At 72.9% G+C, this 22,638-nt stretch carries 17 protein-coding genes and 1 pseudogene; 10 read left to right on the top strand and 8 right to left on the bottom strand.

Going from position 1 to position 22,638, the window contains the following annotated elements; all coding sequences use genetic code 11:
- Positions 1 to 20: 20 nt before the first annotated feature.
- Positions 21 to 368, bottom strand: coding sequence for a helix-turn-helix domain-containing protein (locus OG933_RS04545; protein ID WP_362522039.1), 348 nt, complete (start codon positions 366 to 368; stop codon positions 21 to 23).
- A gap of 125 nt (positions 369 to 493) precedes the next feature.
- On the opposite strand from OG933_RS04545, the gene OG933_RS04540 reads away from it, so the two are divergent.
- Positions 494 to 1,312, top strand: a complete 819-nt coding sequence (locus OG933_RS04540) for an anti-sigma factor antagonist (RefSeq protein WP_405625499.1) — start codon at positions 494 to 496, stop codon at positions 1,310 to 1,312.
- A gap of 247 nt (positions 1,313 to 1,559) precedes the next feature.
- Positions 1,560 to 1,763, top strand: a complete 204-nt coding sequence (locus OG933_RS04535; RefSeq protein WP_405625498.1) for a hypothetical protein — start codon at positions 1,560 to 1,562, stop codon at positions 1,761 to 1,763.
- Between the two features lie 30 nt (positions 1,764 to 1,793).
- On the opposite strand, the gene OG933_RS04530 is transcribed toward OG933_RS04535, so the two are convergent.
- Together OG933_RS04530 and OG933_RS04525 are read right to left on the bottom strand one after the other, a co-directional pair.
- On the bottom strand, positions 1,794 to 2,297 hold the full coding sequence (locus tag OG933_RS04530) for an FMN-binding protein (RefSeq protein ID WP_405625497.1): 504 nt from the start codon (positions 2,295 to 2,297) through the stop codon (positions 1,794 to 1,796).
- Positions 2,298 to 2,304: 7 nt separating this feature from the next.
- Positions 2,305 to 3,657, bottom strand: a complete 1,353-nt coding sequence (locus OG933_RS04525) for a ferredoxin reductase family protein (RefSeq protein WP_362522034.1) — start codon at positions 3,655 to 3,657, stop codon at positions 2,305 to 2,307.
- 235 nt (positions 3,658 to 3,892) lie between these two features.
- Here OG933_RS04525 and OG933_RS04520 point away from each other — a divergent pair, with 235 nt between their 5' ends.
- Both OG933_RS04520 and OG933_RS04515 read left to right on the top strand, forming a co-directional pair.
- The gene (locus OG933_RS04520) at positions 3,893 to 4,642 is read left to right on the top strand and encodes a response regulator transcription factor (protein ID WP_362522032.1); all 750 of its coding nucleotides are present in this window, start codon (positions 3,893 to 3,895) and stop codon (positions 4,640 to 4,642) included.
- Positions 4,639 to 6,183 carry a sensor histidine kinase gene (locus tag OG933_RS04515; RefSeq protein WP_405625496.1) on the top strand — a complete coding sequence of 515 codons (1,545 nt, stop codon included), beginning with the start codon at positions 4,639 to 4,641 and terminating at the stop codon, positions 6,181 to 6,183. The genes OG933_RS04520 and OG933_RS04515 overlap by 4 nt, the downstream gene beginning before the upstream one ends.
- 101 nt (positions 6,184 to 6,284) lie before the next feature.
- Here the strand turns inward: OG933_RS04515 and OG933_RS04510 are convergent, their stop codons facing one another.
- The 3 genes from OG933_RS04510 to OG933_RS04500 all read right to left on the bottom strand — a co-directional run bounded on the left by OG933_RS04510 (position 6,285) and on the right by OG933_RS04500 (position 12,973).
- The gene (locus OG933_RS04510; RefSeq protein ID WP_405625494.1) at positions 6,285 to 7,463 is read right to left on the bottom strand and encodes a cytochrome P450; all 1,179 of its coding nucleotides are present in this window, start codon (positions 7,461 to 7,463) and stop codon (positions 6,285 to 6,287) included.
- A gap of 602 nt (positions 7,464 to 8,065) precedes the next feature.
- Positions 8,066 to 8,884 (bottom strand): MOSC domain-containing protein, encoded by an 819-nt coding sequence (locus OG933_RS04505; RefSeq protein ID WP_405625492.1) that lies wholly within the window; start codon positions 8,882 to 8,884, stop codon positions 8,066 to 8,068.
- Positions 8,885 to 9,271: 387 nt separating this feature from the next.
- A complete protein-coding gene (locus tag OG933_RS04500; RefSeq protein WP_405625491.1) occupies positions 9,272 to 12,973 on the bottom strand; it encodes a helix-turn-helix domain-containing protein in 3,702 nt (1,233 codons plus the stop codon).
- A gap of 471 nt (positions 12,974 to 13,444) precedes the next feature.
- Between OG933_RS04500 and OG933_RS04495 the strand changes: the two genes are divergently transcribed.
- The 3 genes from OG933_RS04495 (at position 13,445) to OG933_RS04485 (ending at position 15,402) form a co-directional block, all read left to right on the top strand.
- The gene (locus OG933_RS04495; RefSeq protein ID WP_405625489.1) at positions 13,445 to 14,035 is read left to right on the top strand and encodes a hypothetical protein; all 591 of its coding nucleotides are present in this window, start codon (positions 13,445 to 13,447) and stop codon (positions 14,033 to 14,035) included.
- 320 nt (positions 14,036 to 14,355) lie between these two features.
- Positions 14,356 to 14,964, top strand: coding sequence for a flavin reductase family protein (locus OG933_RS04490; RefSeq protein ID WP_362522197.1), 609 nt, complete (start codon positions 14,356 to 14,358; stop codon positions 14,962 to 14,964).
- A 24-nt stretch (positions 14,965 to 14,988) separates the two neighbouring features.
- Positions 14,989 to 15,402: a hypothetical protein gene (locus OG933_RS04485; protein ID WP_362522024.1), complete on the top strand. Its 414-nt coding sequence runs from the start codon at positions 14,989 to 14,991 to the stop codon at positions 15,400 to 15,402.
- Positions 15,403 to 15,451: 49 nt separating this feature from the next.
- On the opposite strand, the gene OG933_RS04480 is transcribed toward OG933_RS04485, so the two are convergent.
- Positions 15,452 to 16,426 (bottom strand): helix-turn-helix domain-containing protein, encoded by a 975-nt coding sequence (locus tag OG933_RS04480; RefSeq protein ID WP_362522022.1) that lies wholly within the window; start codon positions 16,424 to 16,426, stop codon positions 15,452 to 15,454.
- Between the two features lie 338 nt (positions 16,427 to 16,764).
- Positions 16,765 to 19,020 (bottom strand): ATP-binding protein, encoded by a 2,256-nt coding sequence (locus OG933_RS04475; RefSeq protein WP_405625488.1) that lies wholly within the window; start codon positions 19,018 to 19,020, stop codon positions 16,765 to 16,767.
- 311 nt (positions 19,021 to 19,331) lie between these two features.
- Between OG933_RS04475 and OG933_RS04470 the strand changes: the two are divergent.
- From OG933_RS04470 to OG933_RS04460, 3 genes and pseudogenes are all read left to right on the top strand, one after another.
- Positions 19,332 to 19,829 (top strand): annotated as a pseudogene (locus tag OG933_RS04470) (hypothetical protein); the annotation flags it as partial.
- Between the two features lie 60 nt (positions 19,830 to 19,889).
- Positions 19,890 to 21,266, top strand: a complete 1,377-nt coding sequence (locus tag OG933_RS04465; RefSeq protein ID WP_405633233.1) for a hypothetical protein — start codon at positions 19,890 to 19,892, stop codon at positions 21,264 to 21,266.
- Positions 21,267 to 21,274: 8 nt separating this feature from the next.
- Positions 21,275 to 22,627, top strand: coding sequence for a VWA domain-containing protein (locus tag OG933_RS04460; protein WP_405625486.1), 1,353 nt, complete (start codon positions 21,275 to 21,277; stop codon positions 22,625 to 22,627).
- Positions 22,628 to 22,638: the final 11 nt, after the last annotated feature.

Genomic DNA, 22,638 nt, shown 5'->3' with positions numbered 1-22,638 from the left:
TACGGACCGTCGCGGACCGGTCACGAACGGGGGTCGGCCGCCTCGGTCTTCGGGTTCAGGGCGCGGCCCGCGTCGTCCTGGGCCAGCAGGGAGAGCAGGGCCGCCACGCTCAGCCCCGCCTCGGCGGGGTGGCGCAGCACCTTGCCGGACTCGACCCGGTAGGTGTTGCCCCGTCCTTCTCTCGTGTGGGACAGATAGCCGTCCTGTTCCAGGTCCGCGATGATTTTCTGGACCGCCCGTTCGGTGAGCCGGCAGTGTGCGGCGAGATCCCGGATGCGGGCGCTGTGGTTGTCGGCGATGGCCGCCAACACGCGGGCGTGGTTGGTGAGGAACGTCCATCCGTTGTGTGACTCGGGCACTCCATCCATGGGGCGATTGTACGGCTGAGCATTCACGTATACAAAGGCCGGAACTTTATTTCGTGTATCTGTTGACGTGTGACGGGCGGCGGGTGAATCTGGAGGTGACCAGTGGACTGACCGGGGAGGCGGTCATGTCGGAACCAGCTCGTGGTGTGAACACCGGAGGCGGCGACGCCTGCGCCGGCGCGGAGGTGAACGGGGCGCGTCCCGTTCACCGGGGCCCCGCGCCCCGGATCGGTGTCCGTCCCGACGGCGACCGTGTCGTCGTGGCGGTACGGGGCGAACTCGACCTCGACTCGGCCGAGCAGCTGGCACACACCCTGCGTGCGGCGCTCGGTGCCGCGGTGGGCGGGGTCGATCTGGAACTCGGCGGCGTCGAGTTCTGTGACTGCTCCGCACTGAACGTGCTGATCGGCCTGCACGAGCAGAGCCTGAAGCAGGGGAAGACGGTCGCCCTGCGTACGGTCGGCCCCGCGGTGGACCGGCTGCTGACCCTCACCGGCACCCGGATGCTGTTCGACGCCCCCGGCCCCCACGCCACCGGCTCCGCCGGGGCCGGCGGCGGGGCCCGCGAGGGTGCGCCGGGCCGTGGTGACGCCCAGGCCGCAGCCCCTGACGACCGCGCCCCTGACGACCGCGCCTCGGACGACCGCGCCCTTGACGCCGGTGCTCTGGAGGACCTTCGCATCGAGGTCGTCCAGCTGCGGCGCGCCATGCAGACCCGTCCGGTGATCGACCTGGCCCGCGGCATCCTCATGGCGTCCTTCGGACTGGGCGTCGAGGAGTCCTGGCGGGTCCTGGTCCTGGCCTCCCAGAACACCAACACCAAGCTGTACCACCTCGCCCGCGACCTGGTCGCCGCCGTACTGGGCGAACCGCCCGCGGACGCAGTACAGGAGCAGGTGGCCGCGGCGGTGGCCAAGGTCAGGTCGGAGGCCCCCTCGGCCTGACCGGACGAGCCGGCACAACCGTGATCGTCATCAACCACGACCGGGACATCACGACCTCCCTGCGCGAGGAGTGCGTGCGTGACGGCCGAATCGAGCCCGAATCGAGCCCGACCAGGGCTTCGGGGCGTCGGAGGCCCGTTCCGCAGCCGTCCGAGGCGCTGAACGCCCGGCGATCCCGTCGGATGGCCGCAGAGGCGGTCTGCCTGCTGGACCGGGACACTGACACGTCATTCACACCAGGGACAAGGTGGAGAAATCCCTCGGTTACGAAACATTTTCGTACAGCTCCGTACGCACGCAGGATCCCGCGCACCTCCCATGGCACGCGGCTGGTGTCCCACTGCGCAACACGGCGGAACGCGCGGAGCAGCTGGGCGGTCGACTGGAACTGGGCAGGCCCGAGAGCGGCGGCACCACGCTGATGGGGTGGGTGTCGGCGCGGAAGGCGTAGGGCCATTGGGCCGTAGGGCCGTGGCGGGCGTCAGCCGCTCGCGGAGTCCAGTGCCGACTGGAGCGACTGGCGGTAGCCGTCACTGGTGTACGTGGCTCCCGAGACGGTGTCGATGTCGGCGCTCTGGGCCGTGAGCGCCTCTCGGGTCAGCTGCGGGATGGCATAGGCGTTGATCTGCTGGTCCCTCGGGTTCTCCTGGGGGTAGGTGACCGCGGTGACGTCGGTGAGCTTGCCGTCCTTCAGCGTGACGCGGACCTGGACGGGGCCCCAGCGGGTCTGGACGGAGTCCCCGGTGAGGGACCGGGTTCCCGTGGCGGCGGATCCGCTCGACCCGTCCGACCCGGTTGTCCCGTCCGACCCGGCCGTCCCGCTCGACGCGCTGGAGCTGCTGGAGGGCGCGGGGGAGGACGCCAACCCGGCGACGGCCGGCGTCGTGTGCGGCTTCAGCGAAAGCAGCAGGACCATCCCGGAGACGGTCGCGGCGCTCGCCAGCACGATGCGGCGCAGCGGGCGGTTCTTCTTCAACGTGTGCAAGACGGCCTCACAGCTCGAAGGACTCGTGGTGGATACGGCTGTCCGGGACCCCGGCGGCGCGCAGTGCCTCGTACAGGTCCTGCGCGAATCCGTGCGGGCCGCACAGGTACACGTCGTGGGCCGCCAGGTCGGGTACGACTGCTCGCAGGCTCCGGGCCGTGAGGTCGGGGCGCCGGCCGTGCGGACCGTTGAGCGCGTAGTGCACCTTCGCCCCGCGCCACCGCGCGACGGCCTCCAGCTCGGCGCCCAGGGCGAGGTCCTCGGCGGTGCGGGCGCGGTAGAGGAGGGTGACGTCGCCGGGCAGCGTCTCGAACAGGGCCCGCAGCGGGGTGACGCCGACGCCGCCCGCGATCAGCAGGGACTTGTGCGCGCTCTGCCGGTCCGCGGTCAGCGCCCCGTACGGCCCCTCCGCCCACACGCGGGTGCCCGGCCGCAGCAGGCCGACGGCGGCACTGTGGTCGCCCAGCGCCTTGACGGTGATGCGCAGCCGGTCCGGGCGCGGCGGCGCCGACAGGGAGTACGGCGTGGAGGTCCAGCGCATGCCCTCGGTGAGGAACCGCCAGCGCAGGAACTGTCCCGGGCGCGCACCCATCTCGTCCAGCCGTCGGCCGCGGACGACGACGGAGTACACGCCCGGCGCCTCCCGGTGCACCGAGTCCACCCGCAGACGGTGCCGCAGGTTCAGCCGTACCGGAGCGAGGATCCGGAACCACAGGACCAGAGCCGCGACGCCCAGGTACAACGCGTACCAGGCGGCCTGGACGGGCCCGCCGCCGACGAGGTCGGACCCCAGGGCGAGCTGGTGGCCGAAGGCGAGGAAGACCGCCGCGTACGTCAACAGGTGCGTGTAGAACCAGAACTCGTGGCTGACCCGCCGGCGCACCGCGCGGGCCGACACGATCCCGACCGCGAACAGGATGACGGTCCCGGCGGTGGCCTTGAGCATCTCGGGGTAGTCCAGGACCACGGTGAGCGTCTCGTCCACGATCGAGGAACCGTCCTGGGCGGCGTACCCGAGCAGGATCAGCGCGACATGCGCGACCAGCAGACAGATCGTGTAACGGCCCGCCATCGCGTGCCAGCGCGTGACCCGGTCCGCCCCGATCCGCCGCTCCAGGAGCGGGACGCGGGCCATCAGGCCGACGAGGACGGCGCAGGCGTACCCGCACAGCAGTCCCGCGATCCGCCCGGCCCCCGTCAGCCGGCCCGCGGCGCCCACGACCGACCCCGTGTCGTGCCACCACAGGGCGACGACGGCGGCAGCTCCTCCCCACAGGACGGCGAGCACCGGGCCGACGGGGGAGCGCCGTGGTGCGGGAGGCGCCGGGGCCACCCTCTGTCGCGCGTAGGCCGTCGTCATCCGCATGTCCCTTCGGCAGTCCCGACGACCCCGTTCATCGGCCGTCAGGGACGACACTGTGCCGACGCAACCTCTGAGCCCGCTCTCAGTGACCGAGGGGATGTCGCGGCCCCGCCGCAGGTGGGGAGGGCCGTCCAGGCGATCGGCGCCGGCCGGCGGCACGGCAGACTCAGAGCGAACTCAGAGGTCGGGAAGGCCGCTCACGACGCGGCGAGACCGCATCCTGGTAACCGAGATGAACACTTCCCGCCCCCGCGGCTCCGGCCGCCCCGTGCTGACCCGGACCGACGGCGCCCCCCTCCGGGTCCTCGTCGTCGACGACGACCCCGACCTCGCCGAGGTTCTCTCCGGAGCCCTGCGCTACGACGGCTGGCAGGTGCGCACGGCGGGCGACGGCGTCTCCGCCCTCGCCGAGGCACGCGAGTTGCTGCCCGACGCCATCGTCCTCGACGTCATGCTCCCGGACACCGACGGCTTCGCAGTGCTGCGCTCGCTGCGGGCCGTACGCCCCGACGTGTGTGTGCTCTTCCTGACCGCCAGAGACGCGGTCGAGGACCGCATCGCCGGCATCACGGCGGGCGGCGACGACTACGTGACGAAACCGTTCAGCCTGGAGGAGGTCGTCGCCCGCCTGCGGGGACTGCTGCGCCGGGCCGGCATGGCCCGCCAGCTGGAGGACGGGCCGCGGCTGACCGTCGGGGACCTGATCATGGACGAGGAGGCGCGCGAGGTCACCCGCGGTGGCGAACTCGTCGAGCTGTCCCCGACGGAGTTCGAACTGCTCCGCTTCCTCATGCGCAACCCGCGACGCGTCCTCAGCAAGGCACAGATCCTCGACCGCGTGTGGTCCTACGACTTCGGCGGGCAGGCCCATGTCGTCGAGCTGTACATCTCCTACCTGCGCAAGAAGGTGGACGCGGGACGCTCGCCCATGATCCACACGGTGCGGGGCGCCGGATACGTGCTCAAACCGGTGGCCCGGTGAGGCCGGGGCTGCGAGAGCGCCTCGCACGCGGTCCGCTCCGGCGCGGGGCTGGGCGCTGGCCCGCCCGGCTGCCGCGGCCGCACACGCTGCGGGCGCGGCTCACCGCCGGCCTCGTCGTGCTGCTCGCGGTCAGCTGCGCGGCCGTCGGGGTCGCGGCGGTGGTGGAGCTGAACGGCTTCCTCACCGGCCGCCTCGACCAGCAACTGCGCGAGACGGGTGAACGGTTCCCGGCGAGCCTCGAGCACGGCGGGAACCGGCCCTCGGACCACGATGGCGGCGACGGCGACACCCGGCGTCAGACAGTCGGCACCTTCGGAGCCCGGCTCGTCGGCGACACGGTCACCAACGCCGCGGTGGTGGGTTCCAGCACGGGCACGGGCGCACAGAACGTTCCACTGGCAGCCGCGGACAGGCGAACGCTCGCCGCGGTGCCGGCCGACGGCAGAGGGCACACGATCGACCTCTCCGCGCTGGACGACTACCGGGTGATGGCGGTCCAGGGCAGGGACGGCGACGTCCTGGTCACCGGGCTGCCCACAGAGCCCGTCGAGGCCACCGTCCACCGGCTGGAACTGGTCGCCGCGGTCGTCTTCGGCGCCGCCCTCGCCATGGCCGGCTTCGTGGGAGCGATGTGGGTGCGCTGGTCGCTACGACCGCTCAGCCGGGTGGCCGCGACCGCCACGAAGGTCAGCCGGCTCCCGCTCTCCAGCGGCGAGGTGGGTCTGTGGCCGCGCGCACCCGAGGCCGACCCGCGCAGTGAGGTCGGGCGGGTCGCCGACGCGTTCAACACGATGCTGGGCCACGTCGAGGAAGCGCTGACCAAGCGGCACGCGAGCGAAGAGCGGCTGCGCAGTTTTGCCGCCGACGCCAGCCACGAGCTGCGCACGCCCGTGGCGTCGATCCGCGGCCACGCGGAGCTGGCGCTGCTGCACCCCGGCCCGGTGCCGCAGAAGGTGGCGAGGGCCCTGGAACGCATCGAGGCCGAAGCGGCCCGCATGGGCGAGATGGTCGACGACCTGCTGCTCCTCGCCCGCCTCGACGCGGGCCGCCCCTTGGAGCGCCTGCCCGTCGACCTGACCCGTCTGGTCCTGGACGCGGTGACGGACGCGCAGGCCGCCGGCCCCGGACACCGCTGGACGCTGGAGCTGTCCGAGGAGCCGGTGACAGTGCCGGGGGATGCTCACCGGCTCCATCAGGTGCTGGCCAATCTGCTGGCCAACGCACGCCTGCACACACCCGTCGGCACCACGATCACCATCTCGCTGGAGACCGAGGAGACCGAGGAGACCGAGAAGCCCACGGCGGTGCTGAAAGTGCACGACGACGGCCCCGGCGTCGCCCTGGACGTCCAGCCCAGGGTCTTCGAACGCTTCACCCACGGGGACCGCCGTCGCACGGAGGGCGTCCAGAGCGGCACCGGCACCGGCCTCGGCCTGTCGATCGTGGCGGCGGTGGCAGAGGCCCACGGGGGCAGCGTCACCCTCGAAAGCGCCCCCGCCTCGACCACCTTCACGGTACGGGTCCCCGCGGGTGACGGGTGACGGGTGACGGGTGACGGGTGACGGGGATGCCGATGTCCTCCCCTGCCCCTGACCCCGACCCTGCCCCTGACCCTGGCCGGCCTTCCCTTCGGAGAAGCAACCTAGGTGAGGACGGGAAGCGAGGTCAGTCCGCGTACCAGGCGGGTGTGGCGCCAGTCGAGTTGATCCGGCGGGACGGCAAGCCGGAGTTCAGGGAAGCGGGCCAGAGTTGCGCGCAGGGCGATGTCGGCCTCGGCCTTGGCCAGGGGAGCGCCGACGCAGCGGTGGATGCCGTGGCCGAAGGCCAGGTGGCCGACGGCGTCCCGATCCAGGTTGAGTCGGTCCGGTGACGTAAACCGCTCCGGATCGCGGTTGGCCGCGCCAAGAGCGACCAGCACAGGGACGCCGGCCGGAATCTCAGCGCCGCCGAGAGTGACGGCTTCCGTGGTGTACCGGAAGGTGGCCGTGCTGACCGGCGAGTCGAAGCGAAGCAACTCGTCCAGCACGGCTGGGACATCCTCCGGGTCGCTGCGCAGGCGTTCCAGCTCGGCAGGGTGCCGGAGCAGGGCCAGGGCGGCGTTGCCGAGGAAGTTGGTGGTGGTCTCGTGCCCGGCGACGAGCAGCAGCACGGCCAGGGAGACCAACTCCTGCTCGCTCAATCGGTCGGTGCCGTCGCGGGTCGCGATGAGGCGGTCGAGCAGCGCATCACCTGGCCGCAGGCGCTTGGCGGCGATGAGGTCGCTCATGTACTCGGCCACGGCATGCGACGCTGCGTCGATACGGTCGGGCCTTCCGGCGGCGAACAGCTCGCCCGACCAGTGTCGGACCTCGGGTCGGTCGGCCTCCGGTACACCCAGCAGCTCGCAGATCACGATGACCGGCAGGGGCACCGCCAGGTCGGCGATGAAGTCGACCTGCTTGCCGACGGGCCACCGGTCGAGCAGCGTCTCGGTCACCCTGGCGATGAACGGGCGCAGTTCGGCGACGGCCCCCGTCGTGAACGTCCTGGTCACCAGCTTGCGCAGGCGGGTGTGCTGGGGTGGATCGCTGGCCAGCATGTGGTGCGCCACCGCAGGGTGCAGGCGGCGTCGCGATTCCTTGTCGGCGAAGAAGGCGGCTGTGTTCTTGGAGAGCCGTGGGTCGCCGAGTGCCTGCCGGGCCTCCGCATAGCCGGTGACCAGGTAGCTGCTGTGTCCACTTGAGCCGGTGGACACGGCTTGCACTGGGCACGCGGACCGCATGGCCGCGTAGGCGGGATAGGGGTCGTGCAGGAATCGAGGGTCCTTGCTCGGGTCGTTCATGCCGTCAGCCTCCAATCGGTTCCGGTCGACCGCGGTCGGCGACGCGCACAGTCTCGCGGTGTGCGCGTAAGCGTCGGCGAACGGGACCAGTATTCGCCCGGGTCGCACAACCAGCCGCCTGCCCAGCCACCGTTTGTCGGACCAGCGGCCGGGCAGCCGGGCCGCAGCCCACCGTCACCGTCACGAAGACCGCCGCGGCCAGGACGACCAAGGACGAGGGCGGAAGACAGACGAGCGACAACAAGGCCGTGACCGACGAGGACAAGAAGGCGACCGTGCCCAACTTCGTCGGAATGGGCCTTCAGTCCGCCCAGGACAAAGCGCAGGAGGTCGGCTTCTACGGGCTCACCTCGCATGACGCGCTCGGCCGGGACCGGATGCAGGCCTTCGACCGGAACTGGAAGGTATGCACGCAGACCCCGTCCGTCGGGCGCGTCGTTGAGCGGACAGCCTGTCGAGTTCACCGCCGTCAAGTTCGAAGAGACCTGCCCGTAGGCATGGCGAAGCGCTCCCGTATCTGCCCCCGGAGTGGCGAAGCGGGGGGAGTAGGTGTCCGAGGCCGTTGCTCGCGGTGCCGGGCTCCGTCGCAGCGACTTCGTGCGTCAGGTCCAGCTGATCGGGTCGCCGAGCCGGATCAGTCCCGGTCGCAGCACCTGGGCGTAGACGCCGGCGCACGGTTGGGGCCCCATCGAATCCAGCGGGGTGACACGGTTGTGGTCGGCCAGTACTCGCAGCGCGGCGGTGTCCGCAGGGAGAGCGCCGTGCGCCAGGGTGGGGATGGCGCAGCGCGGGGTGCGGGCGATGACGCGCAGGGTGAGGTCGGCGCCGATGCGGAGGTCCCGGCCGGTCCAGTCGTTCTCCGCGAAGCCCGATCCATGCGGGGTGCGGACCACGATGTTGGGGCGGTAGCGCTCCGCCTCGGCGGTACCCGCCGGGGTGAGCGCCGCGATCCGGGCGACGGTCGAGGTCGTGAGCAGGTGGACGGGCGCGTAGTCGAAGAACGTGCCTCGCGGAGAGCCGCCGCCCAGTTGTCCCTCCCGTGCGCTCACGGGTGGCTCGGAGTCGTCACGCAGTACGTCCTCGGGGTCGGCCCGGTCGAGCGTCGCCTGGTGCGGAGGGATGTCGGTGAGCGTGACACGGCGGCCCACGATCTCCGACAACGCGTCGTCGACACCCGGATCGGTCGACCACAGCTCCTTGCCGTCCGGGGTGGTGATGCGTACCGCGCGACCCTCGGCCCGTGCCGTCAGCGTGAGCAGCCGATGCCACAGGCGGGGGTGCTTGGCGCTGGCGACCTTGCCGGTGTCCCGGTCGGTCAGCGCGAAGCGCCGGTCGCGGCTGAGGCCTCGTTCGCTGACCTCGACGGCGGGGAGTTCCTCGCCGAGCATCGACTTCACGGGGTAGCGCAAAAGCCGACCCACCGTTCCGAGCGTGCCTGACTCCTCCGACGTCACCGTACGAAGTATCGAGGTCCGCACCGGTCGCGGCAATCGCCTTACGGCGCACGGTGGTTGCCGTACGACGTGCGCCGCTGAACCGCATCGTCGCCGCGTGGGCGGCCGACGACGTGGAGCGGGATGCCGCGCCCGTCGCAGATCAGGTGGTGCTCGCTGCCCGTCTTTCCGCCGGTCGGCCGATGACGGACCGGTTGAGGTACCCCTCATCCCTCATGCGGTTCGGACTGCATCGGGATCTGCGGAGGATCCGTCAGGACTTCAGGCGGGCGACGCCGCGTTCGACCGGTGCCCGTACCGCGGACGGGGCCCGGTCGACGGGCCGCGAACGCTCATCCCTGGGGCCCCTGGAGATCAGCAGGTCGACGGCACCCGCACCTGTGGGGCGAACCGGGGCCAGTCCTGGCGCCCTTCCCTGAGTGCCACGCGGCAGAGCGCGGCGGACACCCGGGACGCGTTCAGGTCCCAGATGTGTGCGGTGCCGTCCTCCGAGACGCTCGCGAGGGTCTCGTCACGAGGGGAGAAGGCGACCGTGCCGACGGCCGCCTGGTGACCGCGCAGCACGGCGTGGAGGCGGTAGTCGTGCCGTGTGTCGTAGAGATGGATGCCGAAGCCCCCACCTGAGGCGGCGAGGAAACGGCCGTCCGGCGCGTAGTCGAGGGTGTGCACCTCACCAGTGAGGTCGGAGAGTTCGGTCGGGAGCGCGCGGTGCGGTGTACGGCCGGGCCGGAGGTCCCAGAGCCGCACTCGGTAGTCGTTGCCCCCGCTCGCGAGGATCGCGCCGTCCGGCGACAGGGCGACGGCGCGTACCTCGTCGGTATGGGTCCCCAGCACGGTCGGATCGGGGAACGGCCCGTCGGCTGCCGCGGGGATCCGCGCGACGCGGACCCGGCCGTCGTCGCCGCCGATGGCCAGCGATGTCCCGGCCGTGCCGAAGTCGAGGGCGCAGACCTGGAGCCGCTCGCGCCCGGGCGCAAACTGGCGCAGCAGAGCCGTGCCGCGCCACACCTGCACGCTGCCGTCCGGCGTGCCGACGGCGGCGGTCCGGCCGTCGCCGCTGAGGGCGAGGCCGCAGCTCCCCGCGGGCACGGACACCTCGGTCGCCTGCGCGGTGGCCGTGTCCCGGACCACGAGCCGGCCGTCGCCGGTGAGGGCTGCTTGCCGTCGGCCGGTGGCGTCCGAGGCGATACGGACGGGGACGCCCGCGCCGGGCAGCGACAACCGGGCGGCCCGCGCGTGGCTGTCCACGTCCCACACCAGGGAGGGGTGTTCGGTGCCGGGGGTGTCCGAGGGGGCAGCGGACGTCGTCGCGAGCAGTGCGCCCTGGGCCAAGAACACCGCCGAGTACCGCTGGAGACCGCGGTTGCCGGGCAGGAATCCCCGGCGCAGATCCCACAGAAGCGTGCTGCCGTCCATGGCGGAGGACATCAGGCCGGTGCCGTCCTTGGTGTAGCTGACGGCGAAGATGCCCTGGGTGTGGCCGTCGAGGGTGATCAGCGGGCGTCGGTCGGCGATGTGCCAGAGCCTGACCTTCAGATCGAAGCCGACCGCGGCGAGAGTGGTCCCGTCAGGGCTGAACGCCACCGAGATGAGCGTGTTGCCGGCGCCGGTGAGCGCCGCCACCTGCCGCCGGGCCCGGTGGGTTTGCCAGACGCGGGCCGTGTTGTCGCCACCCGCCGTGGCGAGGAGGCCGCCGTCGCGGGAGAAGGCGAGGCCGTACAGGGGCTTCGAACCTCCCCCGTAGGTGTGCAGCAGCCGTCGGGAGCGCGTGTCCCACAGACGGGCGGCGTGGTCCTCGCCGCAAGCGGCGACCAGTTTCCCGTCAGGGCTGAAGGCGACCGCGAACGATTCCCCGGCGGGGCCGCGCAGCACGCCCGCGCGCCTCCCGGTGCGGGCCGACAGCAGCACGACGTCCGGGTTCTTCCCGGCGACCGCGATCAGGTCGCGATCGGGGCTCAGCGCCAGATACTCGATGGCGAAGGGCAGTTCGGCGACCCAGCGCGCGCGGGTCGAGCCGTGGCCCCACAGGCGTACCGTTCCGCTCTCCCCGGCGGCTACGACCATGTCCGCGTCGGCGCTGACGGCGACACCGTGCACCGGGTCACCCGGCATGCGCAGCGCCCGGCGGCGCGTACGGCTCGCGAGGTCCCACTCCTCGACCAGGCCCTGCTCGCTGTGTGTGACCAGGGTGCGGCCGTCGGCGGACAGGGCGTGGCCCACGAGCTGGGCGGGTGTACGACTGTGCCGCAGCCGTCCGTCGAAGAAGTCGGCCTGGGCGCTGAGCAGGGCACTGCGCGAGGCGGTGTCCCCGGTGTGCCGGTGGGCCTCGACGGCCAGCAGCCGGGAGGCTTCGGGGTACCCCTGCTCGCGCGCGTCGGCCGAAGCGCGGGCCAGTTGGGCGTAGAGCACGTCGGTGGTCCTGCGCTGGGCGATCGACCGCTGGTCGAGGGCGAACCCCGTGGCGACGGCGGCCAGGACCAGCGCCGTGGCCATCGCGGCGACGAGGCGGCGCAGGCGTCGTACGCGCTGCCGCTCCCTGCGGGTCTCCTGCTGTTGTGTGTCGAGGCCCGCCCGCAGGAACCGCGTCTCCGCCGGGCCGAGGCGGCCCTCCTCCGCCAGGTCCTGGGCGGCGGCGAGCCGGGTGCCCCGGTGCAGCAGGGTGGGATCCTCGCCCGACCGCTGCCAGGAACCGGCCGCGAGGATCAACTCCTCGTGCTGGCGCAGGGCCGAGGCGTCGGCGGCGATCCACTCCCGCAGGCGGGGCCAGGCGCGCAGCAGCGCCTCATGGCTGATCTCGAGATGGTCGGCGTCCACGATGAGGAGCCGCGCCGTGGTGAACGCCTCCACCACGGTTCTGGTGGACACGTCGGCGTCGTCCAGGAGTTCGCCGCGCGGCACCCGGCGCCGGGTGTGGTCCTCCGCGCCTCCCACCCGTACCAGCCGGAGCAGCACGTGTTGGGCCCGGCCCTGGTGCTCGGGGGCGAGCGTCGCGTACGCGCGCTCGGCGGTGGCGGCCACGGCGCCGTGCACGCCCCCGGTGAGCTCGTATCCGGCGACACTGAGCTTGCCGTCGGCGCCGCGCTGCTGCCAGGTGGCGCGCAGGGCGTGGGAGAGCAGGGGCAGGGCCGCACCGGACGTCCCGGTGGCGTCGGTGGCGGTGGTCAGGCCGAGGTCGCGGAGCAGGAGTTCGACCAGTCCCGGTTCCAGGGGGAGCCCCGCCCGGACGGCGGGTTCGGTGATGGCCCGACGCAGCTCGGCCGTCGTCATCGGGCCCAGCGGAAGCTGCCGGACACGGAGCGCGGACACCAGCCGCGGATGGGCGAGGCAGTGGCCGTAGAAGTCCGCGCGCATGCCGAGGACGACAGCGGTGCCGGCCGCCGCCCACTCGCACAGCGCGGAGATGAAGTCGGCTCGCTCGGCGGGACGCTCGCAGAGGGTGAACACCTCCTCGAACTGGTCGACGACGATGAGAGTGTGGTCCTCGAAGGGCCGTTCCGCCCCGGCCCGGCGCAGGACGTCGGCGGGGTCGGCGGTCGGCGTGAGGTACAGGGCGGTGGGACGGCCCGGGCCGCGTACCGGAAGCGCTCCCCGCTCCACGCTCGGCATGAGCCCGGCCCTCAGCAGTGAGGACTTTCCGGCGCCGGAGGGCCCCACGACACAGGCGGGATGTCCGGCCGTCGACGGGTCGGCGAGGATGCGCAGCAGCTCGGCGACCGCGCGCTCCCGGCCGAAGAACCAACCGGCGTCCCGCTCACGGAACGCGGCGAGACCCGGATAGGGGCATGCCCCCGCGTCCGGATCGCCCACGAGCGCGAGCAGCGCGCCGTCCGCCTCGAGCACGCGGTCGCAGCCGCGGGCGAACTCCTCGCTCGGCCTCTTCTCGCCGCGCTCGACACGGCTGATGTGTCCGCGGCTGTAGTGGATGAGCTCGGCCAGCCGGGCCAGCGACAGATCCGCCGCCGCACGCCGCTCCCGCAACTCCCGGGCGAAGCCGAGCCCGTCACCATCCTCGGCCGAGCCGTCCGCGGGGCGATCACCTCCGCGCTCATCAGTCACGCTCCCGCCCGGAACCCTCCCGCCGTGCCCCCTCCCGCCGCGCTCCCTCTCGCCGGGCACCGGCCCGTCCGGCACCTCCTCACCGCACCACTCACCGTCACCCGGCACCGCCGCCTCCCAGGACTGTCGTACCGCCCGCACCCCGACCCGCACATGGTGGCCCGGACCGGCAGGCCGAGATCCGGAGAGCTGCCCGCGTTCACCCGTAGTGACGACCTCGCCGGCCTTGTCGCCGGTCGCCGGTCGTCGGTCCCGTGTTGTCGCGGTGCCCGGCCTTGTCACCCGTCGCTCGCCCCGTGTGGACGCGGGGCCCGGCCCTGTTGTCCGTCGCCTGTCGGCGGAGGCGACGGACAACCGCTTCCGCCCTCCGAGCACGCTGCCGAACATCAAGTGGCACCGGGCCGCTCGCCCGGCACCCGTTCCGGCGGCGCCCCAAGGAAGACCGCCGCCCACGATCCACAAGGAGTACCCATGCGTACACGCACTCTCACCCACGCCGCGCTGGCCGCCTCGATGCTCGCCGGCCTCGCCGCGACCGCCCCGTCGGCGGGCGCGGCACCGGAATCCGGCGCCGCGATCGCTGCCCCTCGGGCCCGGGTCTGCCTGGTCATCGACCCGAGCTACTCCGAGGTCGGCGTTCGTCTGGGGCACGTCGGCTGGATGGTCCAGGACACGGCCCGTAACCGCTGGGTGGGCGGCGCCACCGAGATCGGCGGCCTCGGGGCACAGCCGGGGGCCAATCCAGACCGGGCCGCTGCCGGCAGCTGGTCGGCGAGTGGCACCTACCGCGCCATCATCGACACGTTCAAGGCCAAGCGCGGCGGCTACGAGAAGATGCGCTGCCGCTACTCCCGGCACGGCGACGCGGACAACGCGGTCAGGGTGTTCAATCGCAGCACCTACCGCGCCTACTACCTGCTGACCGACAACTGCCTGACCCGGTCGGTGACGGCGTTCAAGACGTACTCCTCCGAGTTCCGGTCCCTGCCGGACGGCAAGCGCACCCGTCCCAACGCCTACTACGACGACACGCTGCGGGGCTGGACGACGGTCCGCCTCTGACCCCTGTCCCCGGTGGTGGGGGAGCCGCCTTCTTCTCAGCGGCTCCCCCACCACCGGCCGGGACGGAGACACACACATTCCTGGTTCGCCGGCCGCCCCGTCCGTGACGAGTACCTGATCGCCGACGGCGGCGGCCTGTCCGGAACCGCGCACATTCGTACTCCGCCAACAGGTGATCGCGGGAGGCTACCGTCGGCACGATGCCGACGCGGACGCTCGTCCACCTCGCCGGGACCGTGGCCTCCACATCGACCTCTTCAGGCCCCTGGCGGCACACACGCAGCGGCGAGTCCGCGGCCCGGCGCGGGATACTGATCGACATGCGTATCGACTTCGATCCCGGGTCCCTGGGCGCGGGAGCCTTCTACCGGCTGCTCACCGCCGTCGTCGTACCCCGGCCGATCGCCTGGGTGTCGACCCTGGCGGCGGACGGCACCACGGCCAACCTCGCCCCGCACTCCTTCTTCACCGTCGCCTGCACCGACCCGCCGATCGTCCAGTTCACCTCCGTCGGACGCAAGGACTCGCTGCGCAACGTCGAGGCCACCGGCGAGTTCGTGGTCAACTTCGCGTCCGAGCCGCTCTTCGACCAGATCAACGCCACCGGCACCGACTTTCCCGCGCACGAGGGCGAGTTCGACGCGGTGGGCATCGAGCGGGAGCCCTCGCTGCGGGTGAAGCCGCCTCGCGTGGCCGCTTCCCCGGTGGCTCTGGAGTGCCGGCTGCACTCCACGCTCGGCATCGGCAACTCCACCCTGGTCCTCGGCGAGGTCGTGCACGCCGCCGTGCACGAGGACGTCGTGGTCGACGGACACCCCGACATCCGGCTCCTGCGGCCCCTGGCCCGGCTGGGCCGCAACGAGTGGGGCACCGTCGGCGAGATCCAGGACCGGGCCCGTATCGCCTATCGCGACTGGCCGCCCTCCTGAGCCGTCCGCTCCTATAGTCGAAGCATGACCAGATCCAGTACGAGATCCGGGACGAAGGCCGCGCCGCTGGACGTGACGCGAGCCGTGACCAAGGGTGACGGCGCCGACGGTTCCTGGCGTTCGCTGTGGTCGAAGAACTCGGCGCTGTCGATCGGCTCCGTCGACTCGTTCCTCTCCATCGGCTCCGTGGGCAGCTCTCTGTCCATCGCCTCGGTCGGCAGTTTCCTGTCCGTGGGGTCGGTGGGCTCCGCCGTGTCCTTCGTCTCCGCCGGTTCCTGGCTGAGCGCGACCTCGGTGCTGTCCGCCCACTCGACCGGCTCGGTACTGTCCTGGCGCTCCCGCGGTGGCCTGTGCGCCATCGGTACGGCGGCGGCCACGGTCGCCGGGACGGGGCTGCTGTGCGCGTGGGCATCCGGGCGGAGCCGTACCGCGAGGTGAGGTGGGCCGTTCCTGGTCGCGCACGGGGCCGACCGGCGACCCGGCCGGCTCAGCCGGTCGGGAGCAGCTCGCCCCGCGTCCCGCGCCACTCACGTGGGGAGCGTCCGTAGGCCGCGCGGAAGACCCGGCTGAAGTGGGCCGGGTTGGCGAAACCCCAGCGCTGGGCGACCGCCGACACCGTGGGAGCCGTCGCGTCGGGCCGGTGCAGCTCGCGGGCGCACCGCTCCAGCCGGCGCCGCTGGATCAGCCGGGCCACCGTGATGCCCTCGCCCTCGAACAGCCGGTGCAGATAGCGCACGGAGATGTGGTGCGCCGCCGCGACGGTCCCCGGGGAGAGGTCCGGATCGCCGAGATGGCGGTCGATGTGGTCGCGAACCCGCAGAACGAGGTGGTCCCCCGGGTTCCCGTCCGGTGTCGCGTCGTCCTGGGTCCGCTCCTCGACCAGGGTGGCGAAGAGGTCCACGACACCCGTGGCCAGCCTGGTGGCGACGGCCGGGGCACAGGGCGGGACCGAGGCGGTCAGCGAGGTCAGGAAGTTCACCAGCAGGGCGCCGAAGCCCGTCGTCCCGGCGATCGCGGTCCCGGTGACCCGGCGCAGGTCCTCCTCCGGCAGCCCGAGCGCCCGCCGCGGCAGGTGGACGACATGGGTGGTGAAGCGCCCCGGGAAGTCCAGGGCGTACGGCCGGCCCGTGTCGTAGACCATGAGGTCGCCCTCGCCCACGAAGACCCGCCGGCCGTCCTGGATCAGGGTCGCCGTACCCGCCGTCTGCACCCCGACCGCCACGCACGCGACGGCCGGGTCCGCGCCGGTGAGGTGCGCAGGGGTCCGGCTCAGGCGCTGCGCGTCGGCCTCGATCGTGGCGATGCGCAGGTATCCGAGCCGCTGGGTGGAGACCCGGCCCTCGAACGGGCCCTCGTGCCGCGCGCCGACGGCCATCGGCGCCAGCGCTCTGCCGAGCGCGTCCCGCCAGTGGGCGAGCCGCTCCTCGTCGGGAACCGCAGCAGTCGTCAGCACCAGGGCCACCTGGCTCTCCTCTCCACCTGTGCGAAAGCGGCGGAGAGCGGGCGGACGGCGGCCCTTTCTCCTCGCCGCCATCAGCCAATCAGCGCCGCTCGGCGGGCTCCAGGCAGGAAGCAGGCAGAATCGCGGACCGCGTGGATACGGGACGGCCGTCCGTCGTCCACCCGGAGATCCTCTGTGCGCTGAGAGAACAGCGTGGTGCGCTCCGGGACAAGACACGGGGGAGCCCGCGGGAGCAGGATGGGCGGCACGGCGAGGGCCTCGCCCGTCGACGGCGTGCGTCGCTCCCGCCCCCGTCCCTGTGTCGCGGCGGACCGGGGACGGGGCGCGGGGGCGCTGGTTCAGGGCGCGTCGAGACGGGCGAGGAGCTCGCGGGCCTCGGCGACCGGTCGCGGGTCGGCATGGACACCCAGGGAGACACAGCGCGCGAAGGCCGCGCGCGCCTCCGCCGGACGTCCGGCGGACAGCAGCGCGTTGCCGAGGTGGACCAGCTGACGGCTCTCCAGGGCGGTGTTGCCGCTCGCCCGGCAGATCGCGACGGCGGTGGTCAGTTGGTCCACCGCCTCCGGCCAGCGCTCCAGCACGCCGAAGCTGCTGCCCAGGCCCGCGTGCAGCCCGACCCGGGTGATGTCGGCGATGTGCGGTTCCAGCCGGTCGCTGACCTGCTCGAGGAAGGCCAGGGTGTCCCGGTAGAACGCGTGCGCCTCCTCGGTCAGACCCTGCTTCGCCAGGACGATGGCACGTCCGTGCCGGGCCTGGAGGCCACCGTGCAGGTCACCGACGGTTTCGAACAGGTGGGCGGCGCGCTGCATGTGGTCCGCGGCGGGACCGAGGTCGTCGATCTGCTGAAGGGCCCAGCCCTGGTACATGTGGGCCCAGGCCTGCTGGCCCGCGTCGCCCGCCCGTTCCGCGGCGGCGAGAGCCTCGGCGGAGCGCAGCAGACTGTCCTGGTGGCGGCGCTCGCACACGAGGAGCGCCCAGGCGTGGTAGTTGAGCTGGGTGGCTTCCAGCGTCGGATCGCCCAGGGCCCGCGCGCAGCGGGCGGCCGTGCCGAAGACCTCGGGCCAGTGTCCCCAGAAGATCCACTGGTCGGAGAACCAGTGCAGGGCCTCGGCCACCTCCACCACGGTCGCGTGCTCACCGGCGGCCTCGGCCGCGCGCAGAGCGGCCAGCCAGTTGTCGCCCTCCGCCTGAAGCCAGGCTCGGGCCCGGCCCGCGGTCGACAGGTCGACCGTTCCCCGCCAGGCGGGCGGCGGAGCGCCGTGGCCCGGCTCGAACCAGCGGCCCGCTACGACCGCGGTCTCCAGCAGCCAGCGGAAGAGCCCCGTGCTCGCCCGGCCGACCTCCCGCGCGCTCTCCTCGGCCTCCAGACGGGTGCGGGCGTACAGCCGCAGCAGGTCGTGCAGACGGTAGCGGTCCCCGTCCGTTCCCAGCAGCCCGGCCTCGACCAGCTCCTCCAAGGTGTCCTCGGCGTCGAACACCGGCGAACCCGTGAGCCGGGCGGCGCCGGGCGCCCCCGTGTCCTGGCCGGGGACCAGCGCGAGCCGCCGGAACAGCCGGGCGGCCGCGGGAGTCAGCTGGCGGTAGGACAGGTCGAAGGCGGCGGCCACCCGTACGTCCCCGGCGGCCAGTGCGTCCAGCCGCCGCTCCTCGACGGCGAGGCGGTCCGCGAGCCGGCGAACGCTCCAACCGGTGCGGGTGGCCAGCCAGTTGCCCGCCACCCGCAGAGCGAGCGGCAGGTGTCCGCAGCGCTCGGCGACCGCACGCAGGGCGGCCGGATCGGCGTCCGCCCGATCGGCTCCGACGAGCGAGGTCAAAAGCTCGGCGGCCGCCCCGGGGTCCAGTTCACCGAGCGGCAGCCGGTGCACACTGTCCAGCCCGGTCAGCATGCGACGGCTCGTCACCACCACCATGCCCGCCCCCGCGGCCGGCAGCAGCGGACGCACCTGTCCCTCGTCGCGCGCGTTGTCCAGCACCAGCAGACAGCGCCGCTCCGCCAACAGCTGCCGGTACAGCTCCGGGTGGCCCTGCGGCCCGGCCTGGGAGAGGTCCCGGTCGGACACCTGAAGGGCCTTCAGCACCCGCAGCACCAGTTCGGCGGGACCGGGCGGATCGTCGTCCGTGCCGCGCAGGTCCAGGACCAACTGCCCGTCGGGAAAACGGTCGGCGAGACCGCGGGCCGCGTGCAGCGCCAGCGTCGTCTTGCCCGTGCCCGGCGGGCCGGACACCGCCACCACCACGGGCTGGGCGACGACTTCGCGCTCCGCGAGCGCCGCCAGCCGCGCCAGTTCCCCTTCCCGGCCGACGAAGTCGTCGACGCCGCGCGGGAACGCCCGCACCCCCACCGGGCGGTAGCCTCCGTCGCGCCCGGCCCGCGCGGCCGTGAGCAGCCGCTCGCGCGGCGCCTCGGCCAGGCCCAGACCGTCCGCGAGCGCGGCGACCGTCCGCCGCTGCGGAGCCGCCCGCCGCCCGCGCTCCAGGTCCCCGATGCCCCGCACGCTCACGCCCGACGCCTCCGCCAGGCCCTCGATGGTCTGCGACGCGGCCAGCCGAAACTCCCGCAGCAGCGCTCCGAACGCCGCCTGCTCCCCGCTCAACCCCGCCCCTTCGTACCCATCCACACCGACATGCCCCCGCTGTCGCCCCCGGGCATGATCATCGGAATTCTAGAAGAGCCGAGCCGCCCGGGCCCGCGCCGACCGCCATACGGACGGGCGCCCCGCCGCTGTCACACAGGCCGTCCTGCCCTGGCCACGCACGGCGTCGATCCCGCCCGTCCGCCGACGCGGACGGCGTTGTCAGTGGTCGCCGGTAAGTTCGTTGGTGTCGCACCGAATCCGGCGCGACAACCCCCCTGTGCTGCGCCGATTCGGCGTGCGGAGCCCTGTGCCGCAAAGGAGCTGGTGCGTTGTCCGACTGGGAGAATTCGAGTACGGCCCGGGTGGTGCCACCCGCACGGCCCCGCAAGCTCGCCAAGGTCCCCTTCGTCGAACTGGCCGACGGACGCCTCCAGGGCGTCGTCTCCAGCGGCTCGGACATCGAGCGGGTGTACGTCTCGTCGGTGGCCGCCGGCACCTACGCCTTCGCGTGCAGCACCAACAACAACCGTCCCTGCGGCGGCGCGCGGGGCTCGTTCTGCAACCACATCCGTGCGCTGGTCACCGAGGCCGTGCTCCAGTACGGCGCCGACCGCGTCGGCCGCTACCTGCGCGTCGAACCCACGGGCACGGAGCCCGACGCCCCCGCCCTCACCGCCGCCATGACCGGCACCCACCCACCCCAGGCGGACGGCAAGTCGGCCGCCGCACCCGTCTTCAGCCGGTTCCTGCGCCACCTGGCCTACCTGGAGCTGCCCGCGGTCACCGCACCGCTCCCGGAGCTCCAGTGGTTCCCGCCGACCCGGGCGACGGACGCCCCGCAGACACCCCGCAGCGGGCCCGGCACGCCCGCGGGGGAGCACGCGGACCTGCTCACCGCACCCGTCGAGGGACTCGGCGAGGCCCTGGCGGCGGTCGACGCCCTCGACCGCACCCTGGTCGCCGGCCTGCTGCGCCCCCGGCCCGAACAGGTGGACGACCTCACCGTGCTCGCCCGCTCCGTCTCCGGCAGCCCACTGGCCGCCCGGGTCGCCGAGGCCGCCGCGAAGGCCGCGGCCGGAGCCGCGAGCGAGGACCACTTCGTCACCCTCGCCGCCGCCCGCACCGCCCTGTTCGGCGCCGTGCACGACGCCCTCACGGTCGGCGTCGACGAGGTGACCGGCCGCACGCGAGAGGAGCGGACGGCCGAGGCCCCCGCCGCACGACCGACGGTGAACCTGCTGGCGGCCGCCCGCACCTGGCTTTCGGACCTCGCGCGCACCGGCTGGCAGGGCATCGATCACGAACTGGCCGGCGGAGCCGCGCCCATCGTCTCCGCGATGCTGCCCGACCCCGAACTGCGACGCCTGGCCACCCTGCTCGACGGATTCGCCGCCGAACTCGCCGCCTCCTGCCCCGGATCGGCCCTGGACAGGATCCCCGCGCGCCGCTGGGCGGACCTGTGGTCCCGCGCGCTGCTGCTGACCATGCCCGGCGCCGCCGACCGGCCCGCCGTCACGGCCGCCACCGGCCGACTGCTGCCGCTCGGCCTCGACCTGCACGAACACGCCACCGCCGCGCAGGCCCAGGTCCACGCGGTGTACGAACCCGCCGACGGCACCGCGCCCCGCCTGGTCCGCGCGAGCGTCTCGGTGCCCAAGCCGGACACCGTCGTCGCGGCAGGCGTCTGGCAACTGCTGCGCCCGCACCTGTCGCTGCTCACCGCCCTCGGCGAAGGCCGGGCGATGGACCTCGACGCCATGCCCCTCACCGACGAGGGCGACCTCATCTGGGACGACACGCGGGCCCGCGCGGGCGAACCCGCCGACGCCCTCGCCACCGCACGGGTCGTCCTGCCGACCGCCACCGCCCTGCCCACCGCACCCCTGGACCGCCACCCCGCGCGCATCGCCGAGCCGGTGTTCCTGGAGGGCTACGACAGTGGCCAGGACGGCGACACGCTCACCTTCACCTTCGCCGGACACGCGCTCCCCGTCGACACCGACCGCATCCCGACCGCGAGCCCGCTCACGCCCGAGGCCGTCGCGGCCTCCCGTGCCTGCGTCGGCCTGCTGCGCTGGGACGGCGGCGGCTTCCGCCTCCAGCCCCTCGCCGTGGAGACCACGGTGCGCAGGAAGGCCGTCGCCCTTCATGCGGGAGCGTGGGCCGGCGGCACCACCGACAAGGCCGGCGTCCGGGCCGAGAAGGCCGCCACCGACGCCGTGACCGTCCTGCGCGAGCGAGCGGGAAGGCTGCTGCGGAAATGAGCGACCCCATGCCGGAAGCCGTTCCCGACGACAACCGCCGCCAGGTCCTCTACTGGCGGCTGCTGGCCCGCCTCTTCGACCCGGAGGAGCAGGCCGGTCTGGAATCGGCGAGCCTCGCCGTCGTCGAGGACATCGGCCTGCCGCCCGCGCTGCTGGACCCGCAGACCTCCGTCGACTCGATCGTCCAGCGCCACCCCGAACTGGCCGCGGAATTCGATGGGTTGATGGTCCCGGACGCTGAGGCTACGGCTGACGAGGAGGCGCGTGATCGTGCGGCGGAGGTGCGGCGCGCGGCCCTCGTGTCCAAGGTGCTGCTGAACGTCTTCTCCACCGGCTCGGGAGCCGTCAGCGCCGGACAGCTGTCCCGCTGGCAGAGCGACACCGGCTGGCTGGAGCGCGCCCTCGGCAGCCGGCCGGGGGAGTTGCGCGGGGGTCGCGGCACGACACCCGACACCGGCGGGCTCGTCCCCGGTCTCGGCCCGGAGCTCGGCGCCATCGAAGCGGATCTCGTCCGGCGCATGCATCTGCGTGAGGTGCTTGCCGACCCCGCGCTCGCCGCGCGGCTCACCCCGAGCATGTCGCTGATCGAGCAGTTGCTGCGCGACAAGAGCAACCTCTCCGGGGTCGCCCTCGCCAACGCCAAGTCGCTGATCCGCCGCTTCGTCGACGAGGTCGCCGAAGTGCTGCGCACCCAGGTGGAGAAGACCACGGTCGGCGCGCTCGACCGCTCGGTCCCGCCCAAGCGGGTGTACCGCAATCTCGACCTCGACCGCACGATCTGGAAGAACCTCACCAACTACAGCCCCGAAGAGGAACGCCTCTACGTCGACCGCCTCTACTACCGCCACACCGCCCGCAGGACGACCCCGCAGCGGCTCATCGTGGTCGTGGACCAGTCGGGCTCGATGGTCGACTCCATGGTCAACTGCACCATCCTGGCGTCGATCTTCGCCGGACTGCCCAAGGTGGACGTGCACCTCATCGCGTACGACACCCGCGCCATCGACCTCACCCCCTGGGTGAACGAGCCGTTCGAGGTGCTGCTGCGGACCAAGCTGGGCGGCGGCAACGACGGCCCCGTGGCCATGGCCATGGCCCGGCCGAAGATCGCCGAGCCCAAGAACACCGTGCTGGTGTGGATCTCCGACTTCTACGAGTTCGACCGCTCCCAGCCGCTGTTCGAGGGCATCGAGGAAGTCCACCGCTCCGGCGTGAAGTTCATCCCCGTCGGCTCGGTGACCAGCTCCGGCCGGCAGGAGGTCAACCCCTGGTTCCGGGAGCGGTTCAAGACCCTCGGCACACCGGTGATCTCCGGCCACATCGGCAAGCTCGTCCACGAACTCAAGACGTTCCTCACCTGACGTTCCTCACC

The sequence above is a fragment of the Streptomyces sp. NBC_00016 genome (genome assembly GCF_045040885.1).
GTDB classification, from domain to species: domain Bacteria; phylum Actinomycetota; class Actinomycetes; order Streptomycetales; family Streptomycetaceae; genus Streptomyces; species Streptomyces coriariae.
This window is presented reverse-complemented; position numbering and strand designations above follow the sequence as displayed.